At 64.7% G+C, this 24,611-nt stretch carries 28 protein-coding genes and 1 riboswitch; of the genes, 15 read left to right on the plus strand and 13 right to left on the minus strand.

What is annotated here, in order from left to right; genetic code table 11:
• Window positions 1-95 precede the first annotated feature (95 nt).
• From AC1M2K_RS10705 to AC1M2K_RS10725, 5 genes are all read left to right on the plus strand, one after another.
• On the plus strand, window positions 96-1,004 hold the full coding sequence (locus AC1M2K_RS10705) for a DMT family transporter (protein ID WP_480240967.1): 909 nt from the start codon (window positions 96-98) through the stop codon (window positions 1,002-1,004).
• 26 nt (window positions 1,005-1,030) lie between these two features.
• Window positions 1,031-1,792, plus strand: a complete 762-nt coding sequence (locus AC1M2K_RS10710) for a class I SAM-dependent methyltransferase (protein ID WP_480240968.1) — start codon at window positions 1,031-1,033, stop codon at window positions 1,790-1,792.
• Window positions 1,793-1,798: 6 nt separating this feature from the next.
• Window positions 1,799-2,872, plus strand: a complete 1,074-nt coding sequence (gene ychF / locus AC1M2K_RS10715) for a redox-regulated ATPase YchF (RefSeq protein WP_480240969.1) — start codon at window positions 1,799-1,801, stop codon at window positions 2,870-2,872.
• Between the two features lie 158 nt (window positions 2,873-3,030).
• Window positions 3,031-3,444, plus strand: a complete 414-nt coding sequence (locus AC1M2K_RS10720) for a hypothetical protein (RefSeq protein WP_480240970.1) — start codon at window positions 3,031-3,033, stop codon at window positions 3,442-3,444.
• Between the two features lie 89 nt (window positions 3,445-3,533).
• Window positions 3,534-3,914, plus strand: coding sequence for a hypothetical protein (locus tag AC1M2K_RS10725; RefSeq protein WP_480240971.1), 381 nt, complete (start codon window positions 3,534-3,536; stop codon window positions 3,912-3,914).
• Between the two features lie 29 nt (window positions 3,915-3,943).
• Here the strand turns inward: AC1M2K_RS10725 and AC1M2K_RS10730 are convergent, their stop codons facing one another.
• From AC1M2K_RS10730 to AC1M2K_RS10760, 7 genes are all read right to left on the minus strand, one after another.
• Window positions 3,944-4,891: an SMP-30/gluconolactonase/LRE family protein gene (locus tag AC1M2K_RS10730; protein WP_480240972.1), complete on the minus strand. Its 948-nt coding sequence runs from the start codon at window positions 4,889-4,891 to the stop codon at window positions 3,944-3,946.
• Window positions 4,892-4,957: 66 nt separating this feature from the next.
• A complete protein-coding gene (locus AC1M2K_RS10735) occupies window positions 4,958-5,434 on the minus strand; it encodes an SRPBCC family protein (protein ID WP_480240973.1) in 477 nt (158 codons plus the stop codon).
• A complete protein-coding gene (locus AC1M2K_RS10740) occupies window positions 5,431-5,775 on the minus strand; it encodes an ArsR/SmtB family transcription factor (protein ID WP_480240974.1) in 345 nt (114 codons plus the stop codon). The genes AC1M2K_RS10735 and AC1M2K_RS10740 overlap by 4 nt, the downstream gene beginning before the upstream one ends.
• Before the next feature lie 73 nt (window positions 5,776-5,848).
• Window positions 5,849-6,238, minus strand: a complete 390-nt coding sequence (locus tag AC1M2K_RS10745; protein WP_480240975.1) for a hypothetical protein — start codon at window positions 6,236-6,238, stop codon at window positions 5,849-5,851.
• Window positions 6,239-6,527: 289 nt separating this feature from the next.
• Complete coding sequence (arr, locus tag AC1M2K_RS10750) at window positions 6,528-6,956, minus strand: NAD(+)--rifampin ADP-ribosyltransferase (protein ID WP_480240976.1); 429 nt, start codon at window positions 6,954-6,956, stop codon at window positions 6,528-6,530.
• Window positions 6,953-7,588, minus strand: coding sequence for a dihydrofolate reductase family protein (locus AC1M2K_RS10755; RefSeq protein WP_480240977.1), 636 nt, complete (start codon window positions 7,586-7,588; stop codon window positions 6,953-6,955). The genes arr and AC1M2K_RS10755 overlap by 4 nt, the downstream gene beginning before the upstream one ends.
• Before the next feature lie 197 nt (window positions 7,589-7,785).
• On the minus strand, window positions 7,786-8,160 hold the full coding sequence (locus tag AC1M2K_RS10760; RefSeq protein WP_480240978.1) for a hypothetical protein: 375 nt from the start codon (window positions 8,158-8,160) through the stop codon (window positions 7,786-7,788).
• A gap of 693 nt (window positions 8,161-8,853) precedes the next feature.
• Between AC1M2K_RS10760 and AC1M2K_RS10765 the strand changes: the two genes are divergently transcribed.
• The gene (locus AC1M2K_RS10765) at window positions 8,854-9,003 is read left to right on the plus strand and encodes a hypothetical protein (protein WP_480240979.1); all 150 of its coding nucleotides are present in this window, start codon (window positions 8,854-8,856) and stop codon (window positions 9,001-9,003) included.
• Between the two features lie 4 nt (window positions 9,004-9,007).
• Here the strand turns inward: AC1M2K_RS10765 and AC1M2K_RS10770 are convergent, their stop codons facing one another.
• From AC1M2K_RS10770 to AC1M2K_RS10780, 3 genes are all read right to left on the minus strand, one after another.
• A complete protein-coding gene (locus tag AC1M2K_RS10770; protein WP_480240980.1) occupies window positions 9,008-10,015 on the minus strand; it encodes a hypothetical protein in 1,008 nt (335 codons plus the stop codon).
• 56 nt (window positions 10,016-10,071) lie between these two features.
• On the minus strand, window positions 10,072-11,301 hold the full coding sequence (gene ligD / locus AC1M2K_RS10775) for a non-homologous end-joining DNA ligase (RefSeq protein ID WP_480240981.1): 1,230 nt from the start codon (window positions 11,299-11,301) through the stop codon (window positions 10,072-10,074).
• 115 nt (window positions 11,302-11,416) lie between these two features.
• Window positions 11,417-12,898: a peptidase M16 family protein gene (locus AC1M2K_RS10780; protein WP_480240982.1), complete on the minus strand. Its 1,482-nt coding sequence runs from the start codon at window positions 12,896-12,898 to the stop codon at window positions 11,417-11,419.
• Window positions 12,899-13,059: 161 nt separating this feature from the next.
• On the opposite strand from AC1M2K_RS10780, the gene AC1M2K_RS10785 reads away from it, so the two are divergent.
• The 3 genes from AC1M2K_RS10785 (at window position 13,060) to AC1M2K_RS10795 (ending at window position 14,616) form a co-directional block, all read left to right on the plus strand.
• Entirely contained in the window at window positions 13,060-13,503 is a 444-nt protein-coding gene (locus AC1M2K_RS10785) for a hypothetical protein (protein WP_480240983.1), read from the plus strand.
• Window positions 13,500-13,838 (plus strand): hypothetical protein, encoded by a 339-nt coding sequence (locus tag AC1M2K_RS10790; protein WP_480240984.1) that lies wholly within the window; start codon window positions 13,500-13,502, stop codon window positions 13,836-13,838. The genes AC1M2K_RS10785 and AC1M2K_RS10790 overlap by 4 nt, the downstream gene beginning before the upstream one ends.
• A 262-nt stretch (window positions 13,839-14,100) precedes the next feature.
• Entirely contained in the window at window positions 14,101-14,616 is a 516-nt protein-coding gene (locus AC1M2K_RS10795) for an NUDIX hydrolase (protein WP_480240985.1), read from the plus strand.
• A gap of 15 nt (window positions 14,617-14,631) precedes the next feature.
• Here AC1M2K_RS10795 and AC1M2K_RS10800 read toward each other — a convergent pair whose 3' ends face one another.
• Both AC1M2K_RS10800 and AC1M2K_RS10805 read right to left on the minus strand, forming a co-directional pair.
• Window positions 14,632-15,207, minus strand: a complete 576-nt coding sequence (locus AC1M2K_RS10800) for a GNAT family N-acetyltransferase (protein ID WP_480237108.1) — start codon at window positions 15,205-15,207, stop codon at window positions 14,632-14,634.
• Between the two features lie 152 nt (window positions 15,208-15,359).
• Window positions 15,360-16,376 carry a LacI family DNA-binding transcriptional regulator gene (locus AC1M2K_RS10805; RefSeq protein ID WP_480237107.1) on the minus strand — a complete coding sequence of 339 codons (1,017 nt, stop codon included), beginning with the start codon at window positions 16,374-16,376 and terminating at the stop codon, window positions 15,360-15,362.
• Between the two features lie 121 nt (window positions 16,377-16,497).
• Here AC1M2K_RS10805 and AC1M2K_RS10810 point away from each other — a divergent pair, with 121 nt between their 5' ends.
• Genes AC1M2K_RS10810 through AC1M2K_RS10830 form a run of 5 tightly spaced genes read left to right on the plus strand, consistent with a single transcriptional unit; the run spans window position 16,498 to window position 23,337 of the window.
• Window positions 16,498-17,796 (plus strand): extracellular solute-binding protein, encoded by a 1,299-nt coding sequence (locus AC1M2K_RS10810; RefSeq protein WP_480237106.1) that lies wholly within the window; start codon window positions 16,498-16,500, stop codon window positions 17,794-17,796.
• Between the two features lie 39 nt (window positions 17,797-17,835).
• The gene (locus tag AC1M2K_RS10815) at window positions 17,836-18,831 is read left to right on the plus strand and encodes a carbohydrate ABC transporter permease (protein ID WP_480237105.1); all 996 of its coding nucleotides are present in this window, start codon (window positions 17,836-17,838) and stop codon (window positions 18,829-18,831) included.
• Window positions 18,831-19,703: a carbohydrate ABC transporter permease gene (locus tag AC1M2K_RS10820; protein ID WP_480237104.1), complete on the plus strand. Its 873-nt coding sequence runs from the start codon at window positions 18,831-18,833 to the stop codon at window positions 19,701-19,703. Before AC1M2K_RS10815 ends, AC1M2K_RS10820 begins: the two co-directional genes overlap by 1 nt.
• Before the next feature lie 8 nt (window positions 19,704-19,711).
• Window positions 19,712-22,084, plus strand: a complete 2,373-nt coding sequence (locus AC1M2K_RS10825) for a beta-xylosidase/alpha-l-arabinosidase (protein WP_480240986.1) — start codon at window positions 19,712-19,714, stop codon at window positions 22,082-22,084.
• Entirely contained in the window at window positions 22,081-23,337 is a 1,257-nt protein-coding gene (locus AC1M2K_RS10830; protein WP_480240987.1) for an endo-1,4-beta-xylanase, read from the plus strand. The genes AC1M2K_RS10825 and AC1M2K_RS10830 overlap by 4 nt, the downstream gene beginning before the upstream one ends.
• 215 nt (window positions 23,338-23,552) lie before the next feature.
• On the opposite strand, the gene AC1M2K_RS10835 is transcribed toward AC1M2K_RS10830, so the two are convergent.
• Complete coding sequence (locus AC1M2K_RS10835; RefSeq protein WP_480240988.1) at window positions 23,553-24,011, minus strand: DUF6325 family protein; 459 nt, start codon at window positions 24,009-24,011, stop codon at window positions 23,553-23,555.
• Window positions 24,012-24,195: 184 nt separating this feature from the next.
• Window positions 24,196-24,260, plus strand: a riboswitch (guanidine-III (ykkC-III) riboswitch).
• Between the two features lie 11 nt (window positions 24,261-24,271).
• On the opposite strand from AC1M2K_RS10835, the gene AC1M2K_RS10840 reads away from it, so the two are divergent.
• Window positions 24,272-24,595, plus strand: a complete 324-nt coding sequence (locus AC1M2K_RS10840; protein ID WP_480237099.1) for a DMT family transporter — start codon at window positions 24,272-24,274, stop codon at window positions 24,593-24,595.
• Window positions 24,596-24,611 lie beyond the last annotated feature (16 nt).

A 24,611-nucleotide genomic window follows, 5' to 3' on the forward strand; every position in this document is an offset into this window, starting at 1 on the left:
GCGACCGCCGACACTCGACGGGAGGCAGAGCGGCCGGTTGCGGTCCCGCTGACGCCCGCAACTCGACCGGCGGAATGACTCGATAGGCTCGAGCAATGGCTTCGTGGCGGGTGTACCTCTTCCTCGTGCTCGCCAACCTGTTCTGGTCAGGCAACTACGTCGTCGGCCACCTCGTCGCCGGGCACGTCAGTCCGCTTCAGCTGACGTCGATCCGCTGGGCTGTCGCGGCCCCGCTCCTGGTCGGCCTTGCCGTTGTGATCGACAAGCCGAACTGGCGTGCGGCGCTCCGTGAGTGGCGGATGCATCTGCTCCAGGCGTGCCTCGGACTCATCGCGTTCTGTCTGTTCAGCTACGAGGCGCTCCGGCACACGACCGCGCTCAACGCGGCCCTCGTCGGCGCCACCAATCCGGCGCTGATCGCGGTCGTCGCCGCCATCGTGATCCGGCAGCGGATGCGCCCGGCTGCGAGTATCGGACTGGCCATCTCGCTCCTCGGGGTGCTGCTCGTGCTCACCGACGGTCGACTGCTGCAGGTCTTCACCACCGACTACAACATCGGTGGACTGTTCATGCTCGGAGCCGTCGCCGTGTGGACCGCGTACACGGTGATCGGGCGGTCCCTCTCGACGCCGCCGGTGGCATCCGCCGCTGTACAGGCGGTCATGGCCGCTGTCATCCTCGCCCCGATCAGCCTGACGATCGGCGGCCCGATCACCCTCGACGCCGCAGGCTGGTGGGGTGTGGCGTACATCTGTCTGTTCCCGTCGGTGCTCAGCCTGATGCTGTGGAACATCTCGGTCAAGAAGATCGGAGCTGACCGCGCCGGCGTCTACCTCAACCTCATGCCCGTCTTCACTGCCCTGATCGCGCTCGCGATGGGCACGCCGATCACCATCGTTCAGCTCATCGGCGGGGCGCTCGTGATCGCCGGTGTGTGGCTCACCAGCCGTCCGGCACCTGCGGTCGATCTCGCCGACGTGTCCGGACGGAGTGCCGTCCGTTAGCGTGAACCGATAACCAGGGAGATTCCATGCGTGACCGCAGCCGGCTTGAGCACCATGCGCTGTCCTTCGGGCAGGCCGCGGAAGCCTATGCAGTTGCGCGGCCCAGCTATCCGGTGGATGCCGTCGAGTGGCTCGTTCCTGATGGCGCGGGCACCGTGCTCGACCTCGGGGCGGGGACCGGCAAACTGACCACCCTTCTCGCACGGAGCGGCCGAGACGTGATCGCCATCGATCCGTCCGCCGACATGCTCGCCCAGCTCACGGCATCCGCCCCCGACATCACAACCCTCGTCGGAACCGCGGAGACGATCCCTCTCGCCGATGCCAGCGTCGACGCGGTCACCGTGGCGCAGGCCTGGCACTGGGTCGATGCTGAGCGGGCGGTGCCGGAGGTGGCGCGGGTGCTCCGCCCGGGAGGAACACTCGGCCTCGTCTGGAACACCCGTGACGAGAGCATCGATTGGGTGGCGCGGCTCGGCGAGCTCATGGGTGGGACGGCCCACTACGAGATGGACGATGAGGCGCCTCCGGTCGGTCCGCCGTTCGGACCGCTCGAGACCTGGCAGACCCGGTGGGTGCAGACGCTGGACCGCGACGGGATGCTCGACCTCGTCCGCTCGCGAAGCTACTTCCTGGTCAAGTCGAAAGCGGAGCAGGATGCGACGATCGCCGCTGTGATCGAGCTGCTCGAGGACCACCCCGACCTGTCCGGCCGACCGGTGGTCGAGCTGCCGTACATCACCGAGTGCTTCCGGGCACGGCTCGTGGAGGAACGCCCGGTACGATAGACCCTCGTGGCTCTAACTATCGGTATCGTCGGTCTTCCTAACGTCGGCAAATCAACCCTGTTCAACGCGCTCACCAAGAACCAGGTGCTCGCGGCAAACTACCCGTTTGCCACGATCGAGCCGAACATCGGTGTGGTGAACCTGCCAGACTCGCGACTGCCCGTGCTCGCCGAGATCTTCGGCAGCGAGCGGATCCTTCCCGCTGCCGTGTCGTTCGTCGACATCGCCGGCATCGTCCGTGGCGCGAGCGAGGGGGAGGGGCTGGGCAACAAGTTCCTCGCCAACATCCGTGAAGCGGATGCCATCGCGCAGGTCATCCGCGGATTCGCCGACGAAGACGTTGTGCACGTCGACGGTGCAGTGAACCCGGCGGGCGACATGGAGACCATCAACACCGAGCTGATCCTCGCCGACCTGGAGACCCTCGAGAAGGCGCAGTCGCGCTTCGAGAAGGAAGTCCGTGGCAAGAAGCTCGACCCGAGCGTTCTGACGGCTGCTGAGGCGGCGAAGGCCTATCTCGACACCGGCAAGCCGCTGTCGAGCTCCGGCCTCGACCTCGAGCCGATCAAGGAACTCGGACTGCTCACGTCGAAGCCGTTCATCTACGTCTTCAACATCGACGAGGCCGTGCTGCAGGACGAGGCCAAGCTCGCCGAGCTGGCCGCTCTGGTCGCCCCGGCGAAGGCGATCTTCCTCGACGCGAAGCTCGAGTCCGAGCTCATCGACCTCGACCCCGAGGATGCCGCCGAGCTGCTGGCATCCACCGGCCAGGCGGAGTCCGGCCTCGACCAGCTCGCCCGCATCGGCTTCGACACGCTCGGGCTGCAGACCTACCTCACGGCCGGTCCGAAAGAGACTCGTGCATGGACGATCCCCAAGGGGGCGAAGGCGCCTCAGGCGGCCGGTGTCATCCACACCGACTTCGAGCGTGGCTTCATCAAGGCTGAGATCGTCTCCTTCGACGACCTCGTCGAGACCGGTTCGGTCGCCGAGGCGCGTTCCAAGGGCAAAGCCCGCATGGAGGGTAAGGACTACGTCATGAGCGATGGCGACGTGGTGGAGTTCCGCTTCAACGTCTAGTTCACCTGCTTCGCCCGATCACGACAAGTGCGATGGGGCGGGTTTAGCGTGTCGACGAGCGCTTTAGCCCGGCCACATCCTTCGGCGATCTACGATGGCGGAATGCTAGTCCAACCTTCGTTTGCCGAGACGTTGCCGGCGCTTCCTACGACGCGATGATGGGTGATTTCGTTCTCGGCTTGATCGGAACTTCTCTGGGCGTGTGGATCGCGATGGTGCTCATCGGACGCAAGCGAGCTAGCGCCGCGAAACGAGGGCTGTTCGTGTGCGGGCTTCGCGTCGCATCCGGAAGGCAAAAGGGCCTCGGTGCCGAGTGGCTTGTCGGTGAGTGGAGCATTGTTCCCGGCCAACTGCGCATGGGCACCGTGGTAGTTCCTGTTGTCGAGACAATCGCCGGAACACGACGGCCCGCGAGGCTCAGCGAGATCGTCGGCGGAGCCAGAACAATCGTTGTCACGGTTCGGACTGAAGCTGCTGTGCTGGAATGGTCGATGATGCATCGGTTCGACGGACTGGCCCTGCGCTCGCTCGGCGCGCCAGAATCGAGTGCAACCGAGGTCGCAGGTCGTTGAAACACCGAGGGCCCGCAAGCCCGCTCCCCTCCCGCTGGGTGCGCGCGTGGTGGTATCTGGGGCGGTGGGGCCGGGTTTTGTTTTTCGTAGTGTCGGGCGGTCTCATCGTGGCGGGCGTGCTCCTTGGCGTGGCGGGAATTCTTGACTCCAGAGAACCCGCCTACCGGGGAACTTTCACCGAGGAGAGCTGCGTCGATGCGGGGCGCCGCGGATGCCGAAGCCTGGGCACCTGGGTGAGCGACGACCGGAGCATCCGTCTTGAACATGTGTATCTGGACGGGTCACCGGGTTCCGACGGGTCGGTAGAGGCCCAGTATCGGCCAACCGGGATCATCAACGACGCAGACAACAACATCGTGCACACGGAAACGGGCGCCGCACTTGCTCCCATTTTGCCGTGGGCCATTGTCGCGATGGGCGGTGGATATTCGATCAGGCAATGGTTCAAGTGGCGCGGAACATGGAGGTGACGAACGGGGTGTTCCGCCTCAACGTCTGATTACCGGCGAAGGCGGACCACCGAGTACTCGGTGTCCGGCGTGGGCGGAGTGCCGAAGCGCGCGTTCGGCAGATAGAGACCCTTGCCGTACCGTGCGATCGTCGTCGGCACCTGGAAGTCCGGATCTGTGCGCTCGTCGACGAGCGTTCCGCTGGTCCCCGACGCGTTGAGGCGGATCACGGCGACCTGATTCAACTGGTTCTGCACGACGTACAGCGTCCGTCCGACGACGAGCAGCCCGTCGCCGTTGGGCAGCAGGGCACCACCCAGATCAACCGCCGTTGCGACACCGGTCCTGGCGTCGACGCGATACAGGATGCCGGTGGCCGACTGAATGACGAGAAGCGCCTTGTGATTGGGCGTTTCTGCGATGCCGTTGGCGTTGAACCCCGGCTGCTGTACCCATGCGCCCGACAGGGGGAGGACCTTGAAGCCTTCAGGTTTCGGCAGAGCCCCGCGACGTCCCAGAGGGAGTTTGTAGAGTTGCGCCTGCTGGCTGTCCGTGAACCATGCTGCGTCGCGCGTCAGGACGACATCATTCACGAACGTCGGCGCATCGGTGAAAATGTAGCTGCGAAGAATATCGCCAGAGGCGGCATCCACGACCCGGCCCTCACCGGTCGGCCCGCCTGCGACGAAGAGCCGGCCCCGATTGTCGATCTTCAGGCCGACCGACGGGGTGCCGGGGCCCTCGAGGGTCCTGATCTCCTCGCCGGAGCGCACGTCGAAGGCGTAGATGTCGCCGTCCGCGAGTGAGCCGACGTATGCGGTGCCGCGATGGTCGATCGTGATGCCCTCCGGTTGGAACCCGTCGGGCAGCGCGATCACATCCTCGACGTGGCCTCGCGTCACCTGGGGAGCGGCGACGACCGCGGGTGCTCCCGAGATGATCAGGAGGGCGCTCAGTGAGGCGGCGGACAGGGTGCGTGCGACGATGCGACCGGACATGCGAAAAATGCTACTCAGGGTCGAGCACGCGTCAAGCGGGTCGCACTGGCTGACTCGGGTGGACCGCTAGGCTCGCGACTCGACCAGCTCGGCGAGTTGTCGTGTGACGGTGCCCCAGCCGTCGTGGAACCCGAGCGCTTCGTGCTGGTCGCGGTCGGCCACATTACGGTGCATCGCGGTGGCGGTGTACTCAGTGCCTTCGGGGTGATCCTTCATGGTGATGACGGCGGTCACGAAGGATGTCTCGGATGGGCGCCAGCCGGCGACGAGGGCGTCGGTGAAAACGATGCGCTCGAGTTCGTCGACGACGAGGAAGCAGCCGGTGATGTGCGGGCCGAACTCGCGAGCATCCTGGCTGATCTCGGTGCGGAACGAGCCACCCGGCCGCAGGTCCATCTCCTGCACTCGGCAGATCTCCGGCGCGGGAACCCACCACTGCTGGAACCTCTCCGGTTCGGTCCACGCGTTCCAGACCACGGTCCGTGGAGCCTTGATGATGCGCGAGACGGTCAGGTCGAGTTCGGGATGCGGCGTCGTGTTCATTCGGATGCTTCCTTGTCGTGATCGGTGGTGACGAACTGCTCGAGACGGTCGGTGCGGGCTTCCCAGATGCGTCGTTGGTCGCTGAGCCAGGATTCGAGCACGTCGAACGACTTCTTCTCGATGGTGCAGGTCCGCACCCGGCCGCTCTTGCGGGTCGTGATCCACCCCGTGTCCTCGAGGTAGCGGATGTGCTTCATGAACGAGGGCAGTGCCATGTCGAATGGTTGCGCTAGCTCACCGATGCTCGCCGGACCCGATCCCAGACGTCCGAGAACCGCACGTCTGGTGGGATCGGCGAGGGCCTGGAAGACGCCGTCGAGCGGGACCGAATACTGAGCCATACGGCTAAGTTATCGGATGAAGATACTAAGCACAAGGGCTAAGTTTTGGAGGGGAATGGTGGTACCTCACCGGCTAGCCGAATGGACCCTCCTTCACCTCGAGTCGCCGGCTTTCTGCTTCACGAAGCTGCGCGACGCGTCTGCGTCTTTCGCCAGGCGGACGGGTCGACGGTGGGCGCCTGCGGAATTCATCGGTCGCCATGTAGACCCTGTACGCAAAGAAAGAGACCATGAATGTCGCCAGCGACCACCACTCGACGACTCCTGCCAGCACCACTGCGAGAGCCGCGACGGCGATCAGGACGAGCACGCCAGGGACGGCGATCCGACGGATCGACCTACGCCTCTCGGCCCGGATATCTTCACTGATCGGGTCGCGGGCCTGCTCACTCTCCGACTCCCGTCGTGTCGCCTGGCGCCACCGGTGGAGGAACCCCGAGCTCCCGTCCGGGGCTGGAGACACCTCAGCTGTCGGGGGCTCGGGCGCCAGAGAGGTGAACGTCGGTGGATGCCCGGGGTTCGCCGGGTACAGGTACGACTCGGAGGAGATTCGCCCCGCATCGAATGGGTTCAGCGGTTCAGCGGAGTCAAGAGCATTCGCGCCTTGAGAGGGTTCTCTAGCGTTCACATGACATCTCGAGGGCAGGCGGCGTTGCCGGCGCGACGATCGTTCGGGGCATAGCCCCCAGAATATGGTTTCGCCGGCCCGTCGGACGCCACCCACTTCGGGTGCCCGCACTCCGCGGTTGGCGTCAGTCGTAGATGACCGCCTGGCCTCGGCGTCGGAGGTCAGCGAGGCCGTCGCGCATGGCCTGCACCTGGTCGGGCGTGTGTCCCACCCATTCCACGAGTTCTCCCACGACCTTCACCGGTTCCCGGGTACGGAATGACCGGGTCGGATTGCCGGGGAACTTCTTGTCCGTCACGTTGGGGTCGTCCTCCAGCGCGCCGGTCGGTTCCACGATGTAGATCCGACCGCGGCCCTCACCGACGGCCAGCTCAGCGCCCCAGGTGGCGGCATCCAGAGTTGCGGTGACGTAGACGTGGTTGGCCGTCCTTCCTTCTTCGAAGTTCGAGCCGCGTCCGGGAACCAGGAATTCTCCGATCGTCAGGTCCGCCTTCGTGCCGTGAAACAGGGCTCCCGATTCGTGGACCTCGAACGCTGTGGGCGCGCCGGTCATGCGCCGCCCTCGTCACTCATATCGCCTGTCTCGGGGACAGATCCGGTCGGGCCGTAACGCAGGAGGACCGCGCCCTTCGAAGAAGCAGGCTCTGCAGCGAGCAGAGTGAGGGCGGTGGGTGGTCCGTCGTCGGCGAACAGGCGTTTGCCGGCACCGACCACGATCGGATACACCCACAGATTCAACTGGTCGAACAGGTTCTCGGCGACGAGGGTACGGGCGAAGTCGATGCTGCCGATGACGTGGATCTCCTGGTGCCGCTCGCGCAGTGTCGACAGTTCTGCAACGAGATCGCTCCCGAGCAGGTGCGAGTCGCGCCAGGTCAGCTCCGGCGTTCCCCGCGACGCGACGTATTTCGGGATCGCCTCGAACTTGCGTGCGATCTCGGCAGCGGGCCCGTCGAGTTGATGGGGCCAGTAGGAGGCGAAGATGTCGTAGGTTCGCCGCCCGAGGAGGAGGGCGTCCATGGCCTGTATCCCCTCGGATACCTGGGCGCCGTCGGTCTCGTCGATCAGGGGCGCCTGCCAGCCGCCGAACCTGAACCCGCTTTCGGTGTCTTCGTCGGGGCCACCTGGGGCCTGGGCAACCCCGTCGAGCGTTGTGAAGTGGTCGATGTGGATGCGTCCTGGCATGGGAATCTCCTTTCGCCGCGGCACCTGGCCCACAAGTCGAGCTGACAGGTCGAAACCGTCGCCCGCGAACGTCTCAACACGATACGTCCGAGACACACGCCTGCACCAGGCGTCCATGAATCATTGGAAGAGGAGCCTCGGGCGAAGAGGAGGAAAACAGCCAAACGTTCGCCTGGGTAGATCCCACCCGCACCGACCTACTTGCAGCTGATCGATGTCAGCTGCGCATAGTCGTCGCCTTCCGCTTCAGCGGCTTCGACGACGATGGATGTCATGGGTTCGACCGTCACTAAACGCTCGATCTCGTGAGGGAAGTTGCCGTACATGTTGGTGAATGTGATTGTGACCGTGGCGGTGGCGCACTCCGGTTCGGTCATGAGCACCCACTCCCAGCATGACTCGCTCGCGCACAAAGTCCACGCCTCCGCAACCTCTACGACCTCGACGCCGTCCACGAGGTATGGGTCGGAATAGATTGCTTTAACGGGGTCGGCAAGGAAGTCGGAGCCCTGCACAGCGTCGGTGACCGCGTCGGCGACGAGGGTGCCGGCCTGGAGCGTCAGACCGAGCACCAGGGCCGCGCCGCCGATCCAGGCCGCGATGACGAGCCATCCTCTTCGCCTCTTCGGAGCCGGCGGAGGAGGCGGCGCCTGGAACGGGGCTGCAGGCCATGCATGGGAATTGTTGTCGGCCCGCTCCACGAGGTGCCCGGGGTACCCGGGATCCCCGGTTGGAGGGCCTGGTGTCTCTGGGTTTGTGGCAAATGGGTGGGGAAACGGTGCGGGGTGGACGTCGCTCGCGCCGTTGCCGGGGAGGTCAGTGTTCACGCGGGAGGTCACACACTGACGGCGTTGCCGGCGCGACATTCATTGGAGGCATGGCCACGAGCGTATTGTCCGGAAGCGCGTGCGCACCCCACCCACTTCGGGGCGCCCTCAGCGCCGGGCGATGTCCGGACTAACACCGTTCAGCAAAGGTCCAGTCAGGCGGTTGCTCCTCAGCCCGTTCGGGAGTATTTTTCGAGAAACGGCGCCCGAGGCGTCGGCTGGAAGCAACGAACCGGTCACCGCTTGTGGCGCCGCCCCAACCAAAGGGAGGCGGACATGAAACGTCGACTTCGGTGCCGGCTCAGGCTTCACAAGTGGATTCTCAAACAGGATGCTCGGGACGCCGCGAGGTATTACGGCTGCCGCTATTGCGACAAGACACTGGACATTGAGGACCGTCCGACGACGATGATCTTCTCTGGGTGAGGCGAGGACACCATGAAACGCCCGCTCCGCTGCCGCCTCGGATTGCACAAACGCGTTCTCAAGCGGGACGAGACCGACGGCGGCAAGTACTACGCATGCGCTCGATGCGCCCGCATCTGGGGCATGGGAACCATCGTCCTGCCGATTTCGAATCTCGGCTGACGCCTCAGTTCACCGGGAGGTTGTCGCCACAGACGATTCCGTAGGGTGCGCAGACGTCCTGCGCAACAAAGGTGGCGGGCCCCTGGCACCGACCCGTGATGGCGGAACACACCAGGAACGGCTTGCTCAGCGTCAGTTCGGCCGAACCCGTCCATGCGTAGCTTTGCTCACGCGCGGCCGGGATATCGATCGTGTTCCCTGTCGCAGTGGTGACGATCAGCGAGGTCGTTGCTCCGTACCAGAACCTGCCGTCTGGGCTGAGTGCGCCGCCGAAGTCCGTGGGCTTCTCGTCGGAGAACGGGAATGTCGCAAGCGTTCGACCCTGGTCGTCCTCGAACTCAACCCCGTTGCCATAGACCGCCCAGATTCCCGCGCTGACATCGTTGTAGTACCGGCCCCGCTCCACCCTCTCTAGGTCGTCACCGGCCGCCCATCTCCAAATCCGGATTTCAGACCCCGGAACATCCGGAAATCCCGTCGATGGATCAGGGGTGGCGAAGTAGACGGCGTTCTCATCCACCGAGGCGATGACGATGAACCTGTTCGCTGGGGCATGCAGCGACGTTCGGGCCAGGAGCTCCCCTGTGCTCGCCTGCACGACGATGAGATCTCCGCGCTCGCCGTTGTTCGTCTCGACCCACGTGACGAGGTCGTGATCCGGGTTCCCGACGAGATCGCGATTTCCGCGCCACGCCGGAAAGCCCGTCGGCTCGCTTGGGCGCGCCTGCCCCGGATTCCGCCAGGGGGTTTCGCCGATGGTCTGCTGGTTGCGGCCAGCGTCCTTCCAGACGATCTCCAAGGTTTCCGGCTCGACGTACACGATCCCGGTGGAAACCAGTGTGAACACCGAGATGTGGGCGTTCCCAGGGGCGCCGTCCGGTTCAGCTGGGCGGGAGAAGGAACTCCACACGCCGGTGCCGGCCAGAGCGGCCGCACAGAGGACCACGACCATGACGGCTCGCTTCGTCCGTGAGCTGTGCATGCGTCGGCTGGGAGCGCCAGCCCGGTCCACGAGCACCTCCTTATGAGAAGCCCCGGACCAATGGTCGCGCTGTTCCCGAGCGGCGTCTAGGGGTGGCTCTTGCCCGCCCACGGGTCGTAGTCGACCTCGAGCTCCGCCTGTTCCGGCCTCTGCTTGTCTGGAACGTGCTGCAGGTTCACCCGGATCCGGTACCAGAGCGAGCTCGAGCCCCGCATCCCGTCGACCAACACGTCGGCCGGCTCGAGGAGCGTGACCACGCCGGGGTTTTTCGACTTCCAGCGCTCGAGCCCCTCCAGGGCCTCTGGTTTGGTCTTCGCGCGGGCGATCTCGATGAGCGGCATCGTCGATGCCCGTCTTCCGGAACCGTCGGTGGATTTCGGTGGTTTCTCTGCTGGGCCGAGCTCTTCGGCGAGAGCGAGCAGCGCGTCAAGGCTGCCGGCCGCGTCGTCGATTCCGGATGCCGGGTCGCCGCGCTCTGCGAACCGTTCCATGACCGAGCGCACGGTGAACTCCTCCGGGCGGCATCCCGGAACCTCTTCCCAGTCCAGTGGCGTCGACACGCGGGCATCCTGCAGTGCGCGAACCGAGTACGCCGAGGCGACGGTGCGGTCCTTCGCGTTCTGGTTGAAGTCGACGAAGACGCTCTCGCCGCGCTCCTCCTTCCACCACTTCGCGGTGGCGAGGCCTGGCGCGCGTCGTTCGACTTCGCGCGCCAGGGTCTCGGCCGCGAGCCGGACCTGTCGGAAATCCCAGCGTGGTTCGATCCGGGCGTAGATGTGGATGCCACGGGATCCGGATGTCTTCGGCCAGCCGACGAGACCATGGTCGGTGAGCACGTCGCGGGCGATCATCGCGACGTCGACGATCTGGCGCCAGTCGACGCCGGGCATGGGATCCAGGTCGACGCGGAGCTCATCCGGGTGATCGAGGTCCTCCGCGCGGACAGGGTGCGGATTGAGGTCGATGCATCCGAGATTCACGACCCAGGCCAGGGAGGCTGCATCCCGGAGGACGACTTCCTCAGCAGAATTCCCTGAGGCGTAGTGCAGCGTGGCGGTGTCGATCCACTCCGGCCGTTTGTCGGGCGCGCGCTTCTGGAAGAAGGCCTCCTGGTCGATGCCCTTCACGAACCGCTTGAGAACCATGGGCCGGCCGGCCGCGCCACGGAGGGCGCCGTCGGAGACGGCCAGGTAATACTTGACCAGGTCGAGCTTCGTGAGTGCCGGCTCGGGAAAGACCATCTTGTCGGGGTTCGAGATGTGCACCTCGCGGTCGTCGATCTCCAGCACCGCGGCTGGGCTCTTCGTTGGGCTCACGGGCTCAACATAGACCTCATGCGGGTACCGTGGCATCCCCTTGAAATCGACGCCACGAGCATGGGCGCGCTCTTGATATGGTCAGACGTTGTCAATCAACGCGCGAACGGCCAGCTCACTCATCGCCGGGGAACTTTCGTATCAGCTCGGTCGGAAAGGCGTTCAACAGTTGACGCCGGAGACGTTTCTTCTGCTTCCACTCGCGCACAACGAGTTCCAGACTGCGGCCTTCACGATCAATCAGGCAGATGCATCCGCAACTGCGATCCCCGACGACCACGATGTCGGCCAACCGGATCGAGGACAGTCGTCCCGCCTTGCGTCTCAGGAGGTGCGATTCCGTGAGCCACAGGCGACCCTTGGAGGACGTGTTCCGCCAGTCGGGGTGGCCCTCTCGCATACTCTCGTGCTGACGTCTGGCTTTTTTGCTCGTGTGCTCATGCCAAATGCTGTAGTCGTCGATGGGCAGGGTGAGCGCCTTGCGGACGGTCTTCGAAAGGCGTCCCTCGCGCTCCACGGCGACGATCATCGACGCCAGACAGCCGCTGAGCAGCGTGCTCAGCCCTGTGGCCGTAACAGACCCGGCCGTGTCGATCGACGCCGCGCGGGTGGGAGTTACCCGGCCATGGATCCCGTCAACCGCCACGGCGTCGAGGTACTCACTCCCGCTGACCTCGTCCTTGCCAACGTCTGCCGCGACGGTGTTGCGGGCGTATTCAATGGCGTCCCCAGAGAATCCGAGCGTCGCAACCTCCCGGATCGTGTCGATGCTCGTGGTGAGGGTCGTGGCGAGATTCTTTTCGATCGGGTCAAGGATGAGGTCCAGTTGGCAGACATCGTTGTCGACGCGGGTGATGAAGTGTTCGACGCTGTAGATCAGCCCGCGGGCGTGTCGAAGTCGGGTGACAAGCTCGCAGATCAGCGCGGCACCGAGGACATCAGCCTGCCCCACCGGCACGAGGAGGGACAGCGCGATTCCGCTTTTCGAGGTTCTGATGATTCTCGGTGCGTTGACCGCAGAAGGCGCGGGCTCGTGCGTCACGGGTCTCCCCGACGGCAGGACGACGTCAAGGGCTGTCGGCACGGCTCCTGTGAATGACAACGCCGCGTTCTCCGTGGTCAGCCAACGCTGAGCCCACTCGACAAGTTCGGGTCGGCGGATGCCGTGGACGGTCGGCGCGCCGAGTCCTGCGACTCCAAGCCCCTGGAGTCCAAAGCGATACGACAGCAGCCCGGGCGAAACATGGTGGAACGCCCAAGGATTCTCTGCTTCGATCACGTGCTTCTCCAGCGCCACGGCTTCGTCGGTGACAGCAGAAAACGTGGCGATCGCAGCACCGACGCTGTTCAGAAAATTGGCGACAGAGTCATCCGTCCCAGAAGCAAAGAACTCGACGGAGTCAGGACCGACGGTCCCGCTGTGGATGTTCGGAACGGGTTGGACCAACCGAAAGATGACGTGCTCCATCAGGTGAGTGATTCCTGCCATGGCCGGAGGCTCGTCGCGCATCCCGACCCCGAAGGTCAGCGTTCCGGTCGTGACCCCTTCACGCCCGAGCGAGTAGGTGGTTACGCCGTTATGGGATGTGGTTGTCAACGGGTGCATGGTGGGTGTCAGTCTGGCAGAGCGGACGCGACGACTCGGCTGTGCACGGCACGAAAGTGGATGTACCTCTGACCCATCTTGTGGGGGCGTGCAGGTTGCGACCGCGGCGCAATCCTGGCGATAGGCTCGGCCGGCGCACAAGGAGGCGATGGATGACGCATGTACCGAGAACGGTGGTCCTTCGACCCCTTCTTGCGACGCGTATCGCCTGCCAGGTCGTGCCGCTCTGCCTCCTGTATGTGGCGTTTACAGGCGTCCGTGAGTCTGTGATTCCAGAATCATGGACGGCACAGACGGTGGTCGCGTCGGTGGGAGTCGCCGTGCTGCTCGGCGTGCGATCCTGGCATCAGTCGGTGACACTCGCCCCCGACCACATCGTCGTGCGTGGTCTTTTGTGGGGTCGCACGGTAGGACGCGATCGAGTGAAGGGCGTCTCCGACTTCAGCTGGCTGATCTGGACGAATACGAAGGGTCGCACGCGCCTGACGCCGATCACGGTGTTCTGGACCGTGCCGGGGGCCCTGACCAGGTACAACGAACACGCCGCGCGAGGATTGCATCGGACCCAGATGTGGGCGCGAAAGAAGAAACGATGAACATACGGACTCACATCGCCCGCGCGGGCGCCAGACGCACGGTGCTTTCCCTCAGCGACTCCCTCCTCGACGAGATCCGCCCCGGGGACCTCGCGGACGCGCACGAACGCCTCGCCTCGGAGGTCTGGGAGCTCGCTGCAGACCTCGACCTCTTGCAAAGCTGGTTCGCGGGGAGTCGATTCTGGAAAGTGAATCAGGGAGGGTGTGCCTGCAGATCACCGATGCTGCGCGAGATTGAGTCGCTGCTCGTTCGGGCAACGGAGCTGGATTTACCGCGAACCGCGGCTACTCTCGATGAGCTTGCACGCACGCTTCGGCGGATTGGTACCCGATGACCAGCGACGGACGCCTCTCAGACGAGCTGCGGCGCATCGGAAGATTCGGGATGTATCGAGTGTGCCGGAACAACGTCAGGGAGAAGGGCGGTCGTCCGCTGTGGCTGCCACGGGATGATGACGATTTTCTCCGAGTCTTCGAAGACCCGACGTCTCTGATCACCATCGAATCGATGTCGTGGAGAGTCTCGCTCCAAGAACCGACTAGCCAGGAGCCGCGGGGTGCGTTCTGGCGAGTAGATGAGTATCAACCGTGTCAGGATTGGCCAATTCCACCGAACACAGGGGAGAGGTCCTGACGATGGCGACACCGGAGTTCGTGCTGGCCCTGCGCGAGAAGATCGGCACCGCCCCGCTGTGGCTTTCCGGCGTCACGGCCGTCGTCGTTCGAGGAAACGAGGTGTTGCTCGTGCGGCGAGTCGACAACGGGGCGTGGACACCGGTTACGGGGATCATCGACCCGGGCGAAGAACCCGCAGTTGCGGCGGTTCGCGAGGTGGAGGAAGAGGCGGGTGTTCAGTCCCGTCCGGAAAGCCTGGTCTGGGTGCGTGTCACCGAACCCGTCGTGTACTCGAACGGTGATGTGACCCAGTACCTCGATCTCGTGTTCCGCCTGTCGTGGGTGGCGGGCGATCCGGCGCCTGCCGATGACGAAAACACCGAGGCATCATGGTTCGCCCTGGATGCGTTGCCCCCGCTGTCGCCCGACATGTTCCGGCGGATTCAGGTCGCCGTGGAGAACCGCCCAGAGGCACGGTTCGAGTTCGCCGACCAATGAGGCGAAAGCTCCGGGTCAGACGAGACTCCGCCGCATCAGGATCCGCGGGAATCCGCCCGCGATCGAGTCGGTGTCGGCGGCCTTCGTGAAGCCCGCCCGCTCGAACATGCTGCGCGTGCCGACGAACGCCATCGTCAGATCGACACGTTCACCGGCGTTGTCGACGGGGTAACTCTCGACCGCCGGCGCTCCGGATGCCTGTGCATATTCGACTGCGCCCTCGATGAGCGCCTCGGTGATGCCCTGTTTTCGGAAACCGGGCCGAACCCGGATGCACCACAGTGACCACACCGGGATGTCGTCGATGTGAGGAATCTTTTTCGAGTTCGCAAACGGATGCAGGTCTGCGCGCGGCGCGATTCCGGCCCAGCCCACCACCTCGCCGTCCCGATGCGCGAGAACGCCCGGCGCAAGCTTCCGCGAACAGAGCTCGCGGACCTTGTCCGCCCGTTGTGTTCCCTTGAGCTCCCGGTTCTCCTTCGCACTCAACCGCCACGAGAGGCACCAGCAGACCGAGGACTCCGGCTTCTTCGGTGCGAACATGGTCGCCATGTCGTCGAAGTCGTGGGCCGGTCTCACCTCGATGGTCATGACATCCGCCTCCGTCCGTCCTTGTGGACGCGCGTCCATCGTGCCATCAACGATCACTCGGCGGGAAGAGGGCGCGTCGAACGATCGAGAGTGCAGCAGTGGCTCGAAAACCTCGCCAGATAGAGCCACTACTGCAGTCTCGATTGAGGCGACTAGACCGAAGCGGGTGCCGCCGTGCTCTCGCGGACGACGAGCCGCGTGGCGAGATCCATCCGCGGGGCGGAGTCGAGCGGCGTCTCGCTCATCCGGATGACGAGTCGAGCCGCCTCTTCCGCCATGGCGGTGAGCGGCTGATGCACGGTCGTGAGCGCTGGGCTCGACCACTGTGCGAGCTGCAGGTCGTCGTAGCCGACGATCGACAGGTCGTCGGGAACGCGGAGTCCGAGTGTCCTGGCCGCCTCGATCACGCCGAGTGCCTGCAGGTCGCTTCCCGCGAAGATCGCCGTGGGGCGGTCGGGAAGCGAGAGTAGTTCGAGCGCGATGCTGCGGCCACCGTCGACCTGGAAGTTTCCGAAACGTACGAATCGATCGTCGATCTCGATGCCGGCCGAGTTCATGGCTGACCGGTAGCCGTCGACGCGGGCGAACGAGCACATCATGTCGTCACGGCCGGTGATCGCTGCGATTCTGGTGTGTCCGAGCTCGATGAGGTGACGGGTGGCGACGAGGCCGCCGGACCAGTTCGCGGATCCGACCGAGGGGACGTCGGGTGCGGGGTCCCCTGCGGGGTCGATGATCACGAAGGGGATGGCGCGTGACCGCAGTTTCGCTTTCGCCTCGGCGGCCAGATCGGAGAATACGAGCACGACCCCGACCGGGCGACGTCGCAGCACGCCGGTGATCCACGGCGCGGAGGGGGAGTGGCGGTCACCGGACTCAGTGAGGACGACACTGAGCCCGTTGGCACGGGCGATATTTTCGACGCCACGAATGATCTCCATCGCCCATGCCGTCTCGAGTTCCGGGAATACCAGCTCGATCAGTGTGCCGCGATTGGGGAGTCCAGCCCGTCGTTTGTACCCTTGGCGGTCCAGAATTTTCTCGATCTTCGCCCTCGTTCCGGCAGAAACATCGGATCGTCCGTTGAGGACTTTCGAAACCGTGGAGAGCGAAACACCCGCCTCATCGGCCAATTCAGCAAGCTTCACCTTGTGTTCGGTGTCGGCCATGGAGAAACCAATCCCTATTTGTTGTCTGAGACAACTTGCGCTTCGCCAGGCAAATGCCTAGGCTCAAACCATCCTAATCACTTTCGACGTGGTTGTCGAAACTTTCGAGAGGCGTTCAACGATGAACAAACGCAGCATCAAAAAGCTGCTCGCGGCGGGAGCTGTCGCGACAGTGTCGCTCGCAGGCTTGGCAGCCTGTAGTTCGGGTGACCAGGGCGGAGATGGTGGCGATGTCACCATGACGTTCTGGCACAACTCGACAACCGGCGCAGGCAAGGCCTACTGGGACTCAACGGTCGCCGACTTCGAGGAGGCGAACCCGGGCGTCAAGATCAAGGTCCAGTCCATCCAGAACGAAGAAATGGATGGGAAGCTCCAGACGGCGCTCAACTCCGGTGACGCTCCCGACATCTTCATGGCACGTGGTGGCGGCAAGCTCGCCGACGTCGTGGCGGCCGGACAGGCGATGGACATCACCGACCTGGTCGACGATTCCACCAAGGCCGCGGTGCCGGAAGGCGTGCTGAGCGCCTTCGCAATCGAAGACAAGATCTACGGAATGCCGACGGCCGTGCTGCCCGGCGGCATCTACTACAGCGGGGACCTTTTCGCTGAAGCAGGTGTCGAAGGAACGCCGACGACCCTCGACGAGCTGGGTTCAGCCGTTGACAAGCTCAAGGGTGCAGGTGTCGACCCCATAGCCGTCGGGGCGAAGGATGCCTGGCCTGCAGCGCACTGGTACTACTTCTTCGCGGTTCGGGCCTGCTCGCAGGACACCCTCAACACGGCAGCCGAAACCATGAAGTTCGACGACCCGTGCTGGCTGGAGGCTGGCGAAAACCTCGCAGACTTCGTCGAGACCGAGCCGTTCAACAACGGATTCCTCACCACCTCGGCGCAGCAGGGTGCAGGTAGCTCCGCAGGCCTCATCGCCAACCACAAGGCAGCCATGGAACTCATGGGTGCGTGGAACCCGGGTGTCATCGCTTCGCTGACCCCTGACGAGAAGCCGCTGCCCGACCTTGGCTGGTTCCCGTTCCCCGAGGTCGACGGTGGCGAGGGCGAGCCTGGCGCAATGATGGGCGGCGTCGACGGTTTCACCTGCTCGGCACAGGCCCCGAAGGAAGAGTGCAGCGCTTTCCTGAACTTCTTCATGCAGAAGGAGTACCAGGAAGGCTACGCGGAGGCGTTCCAGACGATTCCCGCCAACCAGGAGGCTCAGGGCGTCGTGAAGGACGCTGCGCTGCTCTCCATCATCGAGTCCTACAACGAGGCGCCGTACGTCACGGTGTGGCTCGACACGCTGTTCGGACAGAACGTCGGAAACGCGCTCAACAAGGGTGTGGTCGACCTGTTCGCCGGTCAGGGCACCGCTGAAGACATCGTCTCCGCTGTGAACGACGCAGCAGCAAAGGGATAGCACCAGATAATGACTGAACCTGCAGGGGGTGCTTCGTCAATGACCGACAAGCAGCCGCCGCAGGCCACGGTTACGGCAGGGGATGGCGCACGCGCGTCGTCCCCTGCCGCACCGCGGCCCAGACGGCGTAAAACTGACTGGCGCAAGCGCCTCGAAATCACGGTCCTGGCCGGACCAGCGATCGTCGTCTTCGTCGGCTTCGTGATCTTCCCGGTCATCCTCGCCGGTTACTACGGTTTCTTCCGCTGGAAGGGCTATGGGCCAGCCACCGACTTCGTCGGTTTCGACAACTACATGATCATCTTCCAGGACCCTGCGTTCCACGACGTGCTGCGCCACAACGGGTTCATCCTGGTGCTGTCACTTGTGATCCAGGGACCCATCGCGGTCATCCTCGCACTCCTGCTCAACCAGAAGATCCGAGGCCGTTCGCTCATCCGCGTCCTCATCTTCGTCCCGTACATCATCTCCGAGGTCATCGTCGGGATCGGCTGGGGCCTCATGCTCCAGACCTCAGGTGCTGTCAACGCACTTCTCGAGAGCATCGGACTTGGCGCACTCCAGGCCGACTGGCTCTCGGATCCGAACATCGCCATCTGGTCTCTGATGGTCATCATTTCGTGGAAGTACATCGGCTTCGCCGTGATCCTGTTCCTCGCGGGTTTGCAGAGCATTCCCGACGAACTGTTCGAAGCGGCTGCGATCGACGGAGCCAGCTACTGGCAGATTCAGCGCACGATCACTCTGCCCCTCCTCGGACCGACCCTCCGGATCTGGGCGTTCCTCTCGATCATCGGCTCATTGCAGTTGTTCGACCTCGTCTTCATCATCTGGGGTCAGTACGTCGCATCGACGGCTGGAACCTCCACGATGGCCACCTACATGGTCGCCAACGGACGCACATCGGGCAACTTCGGCTACGGCAGTGCTGTCGCGGTCGTCATGTTCCTGATCTCCCTCGTCATCGCATTGATCTACCAGCGGTTCGTCCTTCGACGTGACACAGCCGGCGCTCTCACAGAAGGAAAGAAGTGATGACTGTTCTCGAAGCCCCCGCGCTCCCTCGCGAAAAGCGTCCACCAGGTGGCCGCCAGCCGTGGGGCAGCCCGGCGACCTACTTCATTGCGTTTGTCTTCATCGCACTCTGTCTCGGACCAGTCATCTACATCATCCTCGGTGGGTTCCGCGACAATTCGCAGATCACCAACTCGCCCGCGGGATTCCCGAACCCGTGGCGATTCGACAACTACGCCGAGGTGCTCGCAAGCTCCACGTTCTGGCAGCAGGTCGGCAACTCGGCAATCGCCGGGATCGCCACGACACTCGGTGTGGTGGTACTCGGTCTCATGGCGAGCTTCATCCTCGCTCGATACAGGTTCGCCGGTCGGGGAGCGATGTACTCGCTGTTCGCCGCCGGGCTCATGTTCCCCATGACCGTGGCGATCACACCCCTCTACATCCTCGTCAAGGACCTGGGCCTGATGAACAGCCTGGCGGGCGTGATCCTCCCGCAGATCGCCTTCGGCCTCCCTGTGACGATCATCATCCTGGTGCCCTTCCTCAAAGCCATCCCCGATGAAATCGAGGAGGCCGCGTCGATCGACGGCACCAGCCGACTCGGCTTCTTCTTCCGGATGGTCGTTCCGCTATCCCTGCCCGGCGTGGTGACGACAGGCATCCTCGCCTTCGTGGCGAGCTGGAACAGCTATCTCCTGCCGCTGTTCATCCTCAGTGACCAGTCGACGTACACACTGCCGCTTGGCGTCCAGGCGTTTGCCTCGCAGTATTCGGTCGACACGGCCAAGGTGCTCGCGTTCACCTCGCTCTCGATGATCCCGGCACTCATCTTCTTCACGCTGTTCGAGCGCCGCATCGTCGGCGGACTCACTGGCGCCGTCAAAGGTTAGGACCTCCCTTGAGCACCACGACACCGACTACAACCGCGCCTGCGTGGCGTGACGTCACCGCATCCGGTCCCGACCGGGTCGAAGCACTTCTCGCCGAACTCACCCTCGAGGAGAAGATCGCCCAGCTGTTCGGAGTCTGGGTCGGCGCCTCAAGTGAGGGAGGAGACGTCGCACCGCACCAGCATGACATGGACGACGTCGTCGACCTCGATGCTCTCCTGCCGAACGGTCTCGGTCAGCTGACCCGGCCGTTCGGATCCGCACCGGTGGACCCGGCTCTCGGAGCCCTGTCGCTCCTCCGCAGCCAGCGCCGGATCGCGGCATCCAATCGCTTCGGCATACCCGCCGTAGCCCACGAGGAATGCCTGGCCGGATTCGCGACGTGGGGGGCAACCGCATACCCGGTGCCGTTGGCATGGGGTGCGTCGTTCAACCCCCGCCTCATCGAACGGATGTCACACCGCATCGGCTCCGACATGCGCTCAGTCGGCATCCACCAGGGCCTCGCTCCGGTGCTCGACGTCGTCCGGGATGCCCGTTGGGGTCGCGTCGAAGAGACCATCGGAGAAGACCCGTACCTCATCGGCGCGATCGGAACCGCCTACGTCCGCGGCCTTGAATCGGCCGGGATCATCGCAACCCTCAAGCACTTCGTCGGCTACTCGGCGTCCAAGGCCGGGCGCAACCTCGCTCCTGTCTCGGTCGGCCCGCGGGAGCTCGCCGATGTGCTGCTCGCGCCGTTCGAGATGGTCGTGCGGGAGGGCAAGCCGCGTTCGGTGATGCACTCGTACACCGACATCGACGGCGTGCCGTCGGCCGCTGACGAGTCACTTCTCACCGGGCTGCTGCGCGACACCTGGGGCTTCGACGGAACCGTTGTCGCCGATTACTTCGGCATCGCCTTTCTCAAAATGCTCCACCGGGTCGCCGGTTCCTGGGGCGAGGCTGCGGCGCTCGCGCTGACCGCAGGTGTCGATGTCGAACTCCCTACCGTGAAGACCTTCGGTGAGCCGCTCGTCGAAGCGATCCGATCCGGGGACCTCGACGAAACCGTCATCGACCGCGCCGTGCGTCGCGTGCTGCGTCAGAAGGTCGAGCTCGGTCTGCTCGACCTCGACTGGGATGCCACCCCTGACGCCCTGAACGGCGTCAACGTCAATGACGCCGAAGCGCTTCGCGGGACCATCGACCTCGACAATGCCGGCAACCGCGCCGTCGCCCGCGAGATCGCTGAACAGTCGATCGTCCTGCTGAGCAACGACGGCACCCTCCCGCTCGCCTCGCCGCGGCGCATCGCCGTCGTCGGTCCGACAGCCGACGATCCCTTCGCCGTTCTCGGTTGCTATTCGTTCCCTGCCCACGTGGGCGTCCAGCATCCCGATTCGGCCATGGGAATCGAGCTGCCGACCCTGCTGGAGAGCCTGAGTGCCGAGTTCCCCGGGGCTGAAATCGAGTACGTCGTCGGCACCACGATCGACGGGGGAGAGACGTCCGGGATCGACGCCGCGGTGGATGCTGCCAATCGGGCAGACATCGTCATCGTCGCGCTCGGCGACAGGGCCGGGCTCTTCGGCCGCGGCACGAGCGGTGAGGGATGCGATGTCGAGTCGCTCCGTCTGCCCGGCGCCCAGCAGGATCTGCTCGACGCGGTCCTCGCATCGTCGACCCCCGCCGTCGTCACCCTGCTCGCCGGCCGGCCGTACGCTCTCGGATCCGCCGTCACCGGTGCCGCGGCGATCGTGCAGGCCTTCTTCGCAGGTGAGGAAGGAACCGGTGCACTCGCCGGCATCCTCTCCGGTCGGGTCAACCCGAGCGGCCGTCTTCCGGTGAGCATCCCCGCTTCTGAGGGTACGCAGCCGTCCACGTACCTCGCCGCGCCTCTCGCCCGCTCGAACAGCGTGTCGAGCATCGACCCGACCGCGGCGTTCGCGTTCGGTCACGGCATCGGATACTCGCACTTCGCCTGGAGCGCTCGCGACCACGGCCCTGACACGATCTCCGTCGACGGTGTCGCGACCGTGGGCCTGCGGGTCCAGAACACAGGGGAGCGGAGGGGCGTCGAAATCGTGCAGGTCTATGTCCATGACCCCGTCGCATCCGTGGTCCGGCCGGTCCAGCGTCTCGTCGGCTTCCACCGTGTGGAACTCGAGCCCGGGGAATCGGTCGACCTCTCGATCCACGTCCCCGCCGATGTCACGAGCTTCACCGGGCGAGACGGACGGCGCGTCGTCGAGCCGGGCGAGATCGTGGTCGGGCTCGGAGCGTCGAGCACCGACATCCGAATCTCGCACTCCGTTCGGCTGACCGGCGACACGCGCCGGGTTGGGTTCGACCGTGCGTTCCACCCGAGTATCGACGAGATCGCGCGGCACACCGGGTGAGCGTCGACCACCGACGCGCGACCGCCCAGGTCACCGTGCTCGACGCTCGCGGTGAGCGGGTTCGTGATGCGACCGTCACCGTCGAACAGCAGCGGCACGCCTTCGCCTTCGGCAACATCGGGTTCGATTTCATCCCGCTCGCCAACGGTGAAACGGGTCGAGACCCGGCGAACGAAGCGACGTTCGGTGGTGCGTCGCTCGACGGGCTCGCCGATCTGTCCGCGAAGTGGCTGGAGCTCTTCAACACCGCGACCCTGCCGTTCTATTGGCGGGGGTTCGAGCCGGTTCAGGGCAACCCAGACACCGCGCGTCTCCTCGCCGCGGCGAAGTGGTTCGCCGACCGGGGAGTGACGGTGAAGGGGCATCCGCTGACCTGGCACACGCTCGCTCCCGAATGGCTCGCCGCAGTGCCAGTCGACGAGATCGAGAAACTGCAGCGGGCGCGGATCCGACGTGAAGTCACCGACTTCGCCGGCGTCATCGACACCTGGGATGCCATCAACGAGGTCGTCATCATGCCGGTGTTCACGGCAGAGGAGAACGGCATCTCCCGGCTGGCCAGAAGCATCGGGCGTGTTCCCATCGTGGGGCTGGCGTTCGAGGAGGCGCGGGCGGCGAACCCGTCGGCCACACTGATCCTCAACGACTTCGACCTGTCGAGTGAATACGAGGCACTGATCGAGGCGGTCCTCGACGCGGGGATCACCGTGGATGCGATCGGCCTTCAGACTCACATGCACCAGGGCTACTGGGGCGAGGAAGCCATGCTCGAGACGGTCGACCGTTTCGCCCGTTTCGGGCTGCCCCTGCACCTGACCGAGTCGACGATCCTCTCCGGTCACCTCATGCCGGCTGACATCGTTGACCTCAACGATTATCAGATCCCGTCGTGGCCGTCGACGCCGGAGGGCGAGGAGCGCCAGGCCGACGAGATCGTCCGCCACTACCGCTCGCTCGTCGGGCATCCGGCGGTCGAGGCGATCACCTACTGGGGAATCACGGATGACGGCGCCTGGCTCGGCGCGCCGGGAGGCCTCGTCCGTGCCGACGGTTCGGCGAAGCCGTCGTTCGAGGCGTTGCGGTCACTGATCAAGGGCGAGTGGTGGCTGCCAGAAACTCCGATGCGTACGGATGCCGACGGGCGGCTGTCGCTCTCGGGGTTCCTCGGCGACTACGTCGTGCGGTCGGACGGACACACGGCGTCTGTGACCCTGGCCTCGGAAGCAGGCGCGCTGACGGCGCAGCTGGGCTGAGACGCCCGGCCGTGTCTGAGAACGATTCCAGCGCACTCGGACCCGGTCCCGTCTAGAAACGGCGACGCCGCCCCGGTGTGACGGCTGCCGTGACCACTGCCGCTTTTGCGACCGGGGCAGGGCCGGGGCGGACCGCGGCTCCCACGACAGCGGCGCGGGCTACCGGAGCGCCGACGACGCCCACCCGTCCGACTCGTGCAGCTCTCAAAGGCATCTCATGCTCCTGTCTTCTCGCGAGCTTCATCGGCCTCGACCGAGGCAATGATCGCCTGGATAGGAATTCGTCCGCTGGCGATCAGTTGACCGCCGGCATGCCGCGCCGCCGACGCGAAGGGCGCCGCCCAGAGGTTCTCATAGACGAGAACACCGGCTACGCTTCCCGGCTCCATCGCGTTGGCGAGCCGGTCCACGTCCTCGGCCGCGAGCAGCTCGGCGAGCTGGGCTTCGAGTTGGACCAGAGCGCCGAGATCGCCGAGATCCGACAATTCCATCGCCTCGACGCTTCCGTCGTCGTCCTTGGAAAGGATGACCATGTCAATCACCCTGATCGTGCCTGCGTCCACCAGCTTCACCAGTTCCTGAGCGATCTCGCCCGTGAAATTCGCCCGGTCTGCCGGAAATTCGATGACGAGAAAATCCACCGGTCCCAGTTTGTCCACGTCACTGTCAGCCATGTTCGCCAATCCTTTGGGTGATTTTCGATCAGCGCGAATTTCGCGCGCATGCACAGGCTCCCTCCGGCATCCCCCCGAATCATCACCCGATCGGGATGATTCACGTCAGGCACTGGAGGGAGCTTCGCTCCCTGTGCAAATGCGGAGCAAACGGGCCAAAAACACCCATCCTTGCTAACCTGATTGAAGGCCGCGGGATGCGGCCCCGGACGAGGGATCAGTACCCGGAACGCGACAAGACTGGCCAGGAACGAACAGCCATGTCGTGGGTCATTCTTATTGCATCCGGAATCCTCGAAGCCGTCTGGGCGACTGCTCTGGGCAAATCCGAGGGCTTCACCAAGCTCTGGCCGTCGGTAATCTTCGGCGTCGCTCTCGCCGTCAGCATGGGCGGTCTCGCGTGGGCCATGCGTGAGATCCCGATCGGCACCGCCTACGCGGTGTGGGTGGGCATCGGCGCGGCATTGACCGTGGCGTGGTCGATGATCACCGGTGATGCGAGCATCTCCTGGATCAAGATCGCGCTGCTTCTCGGGCTCATCGGATGCATCGTCGGCCTGAAGCTCGTCGACGACGCACACTAGAGCGCTGGGGGACGGC

Source organism: Mycetocola sp. Y171 (assembly GCF_056713165.1).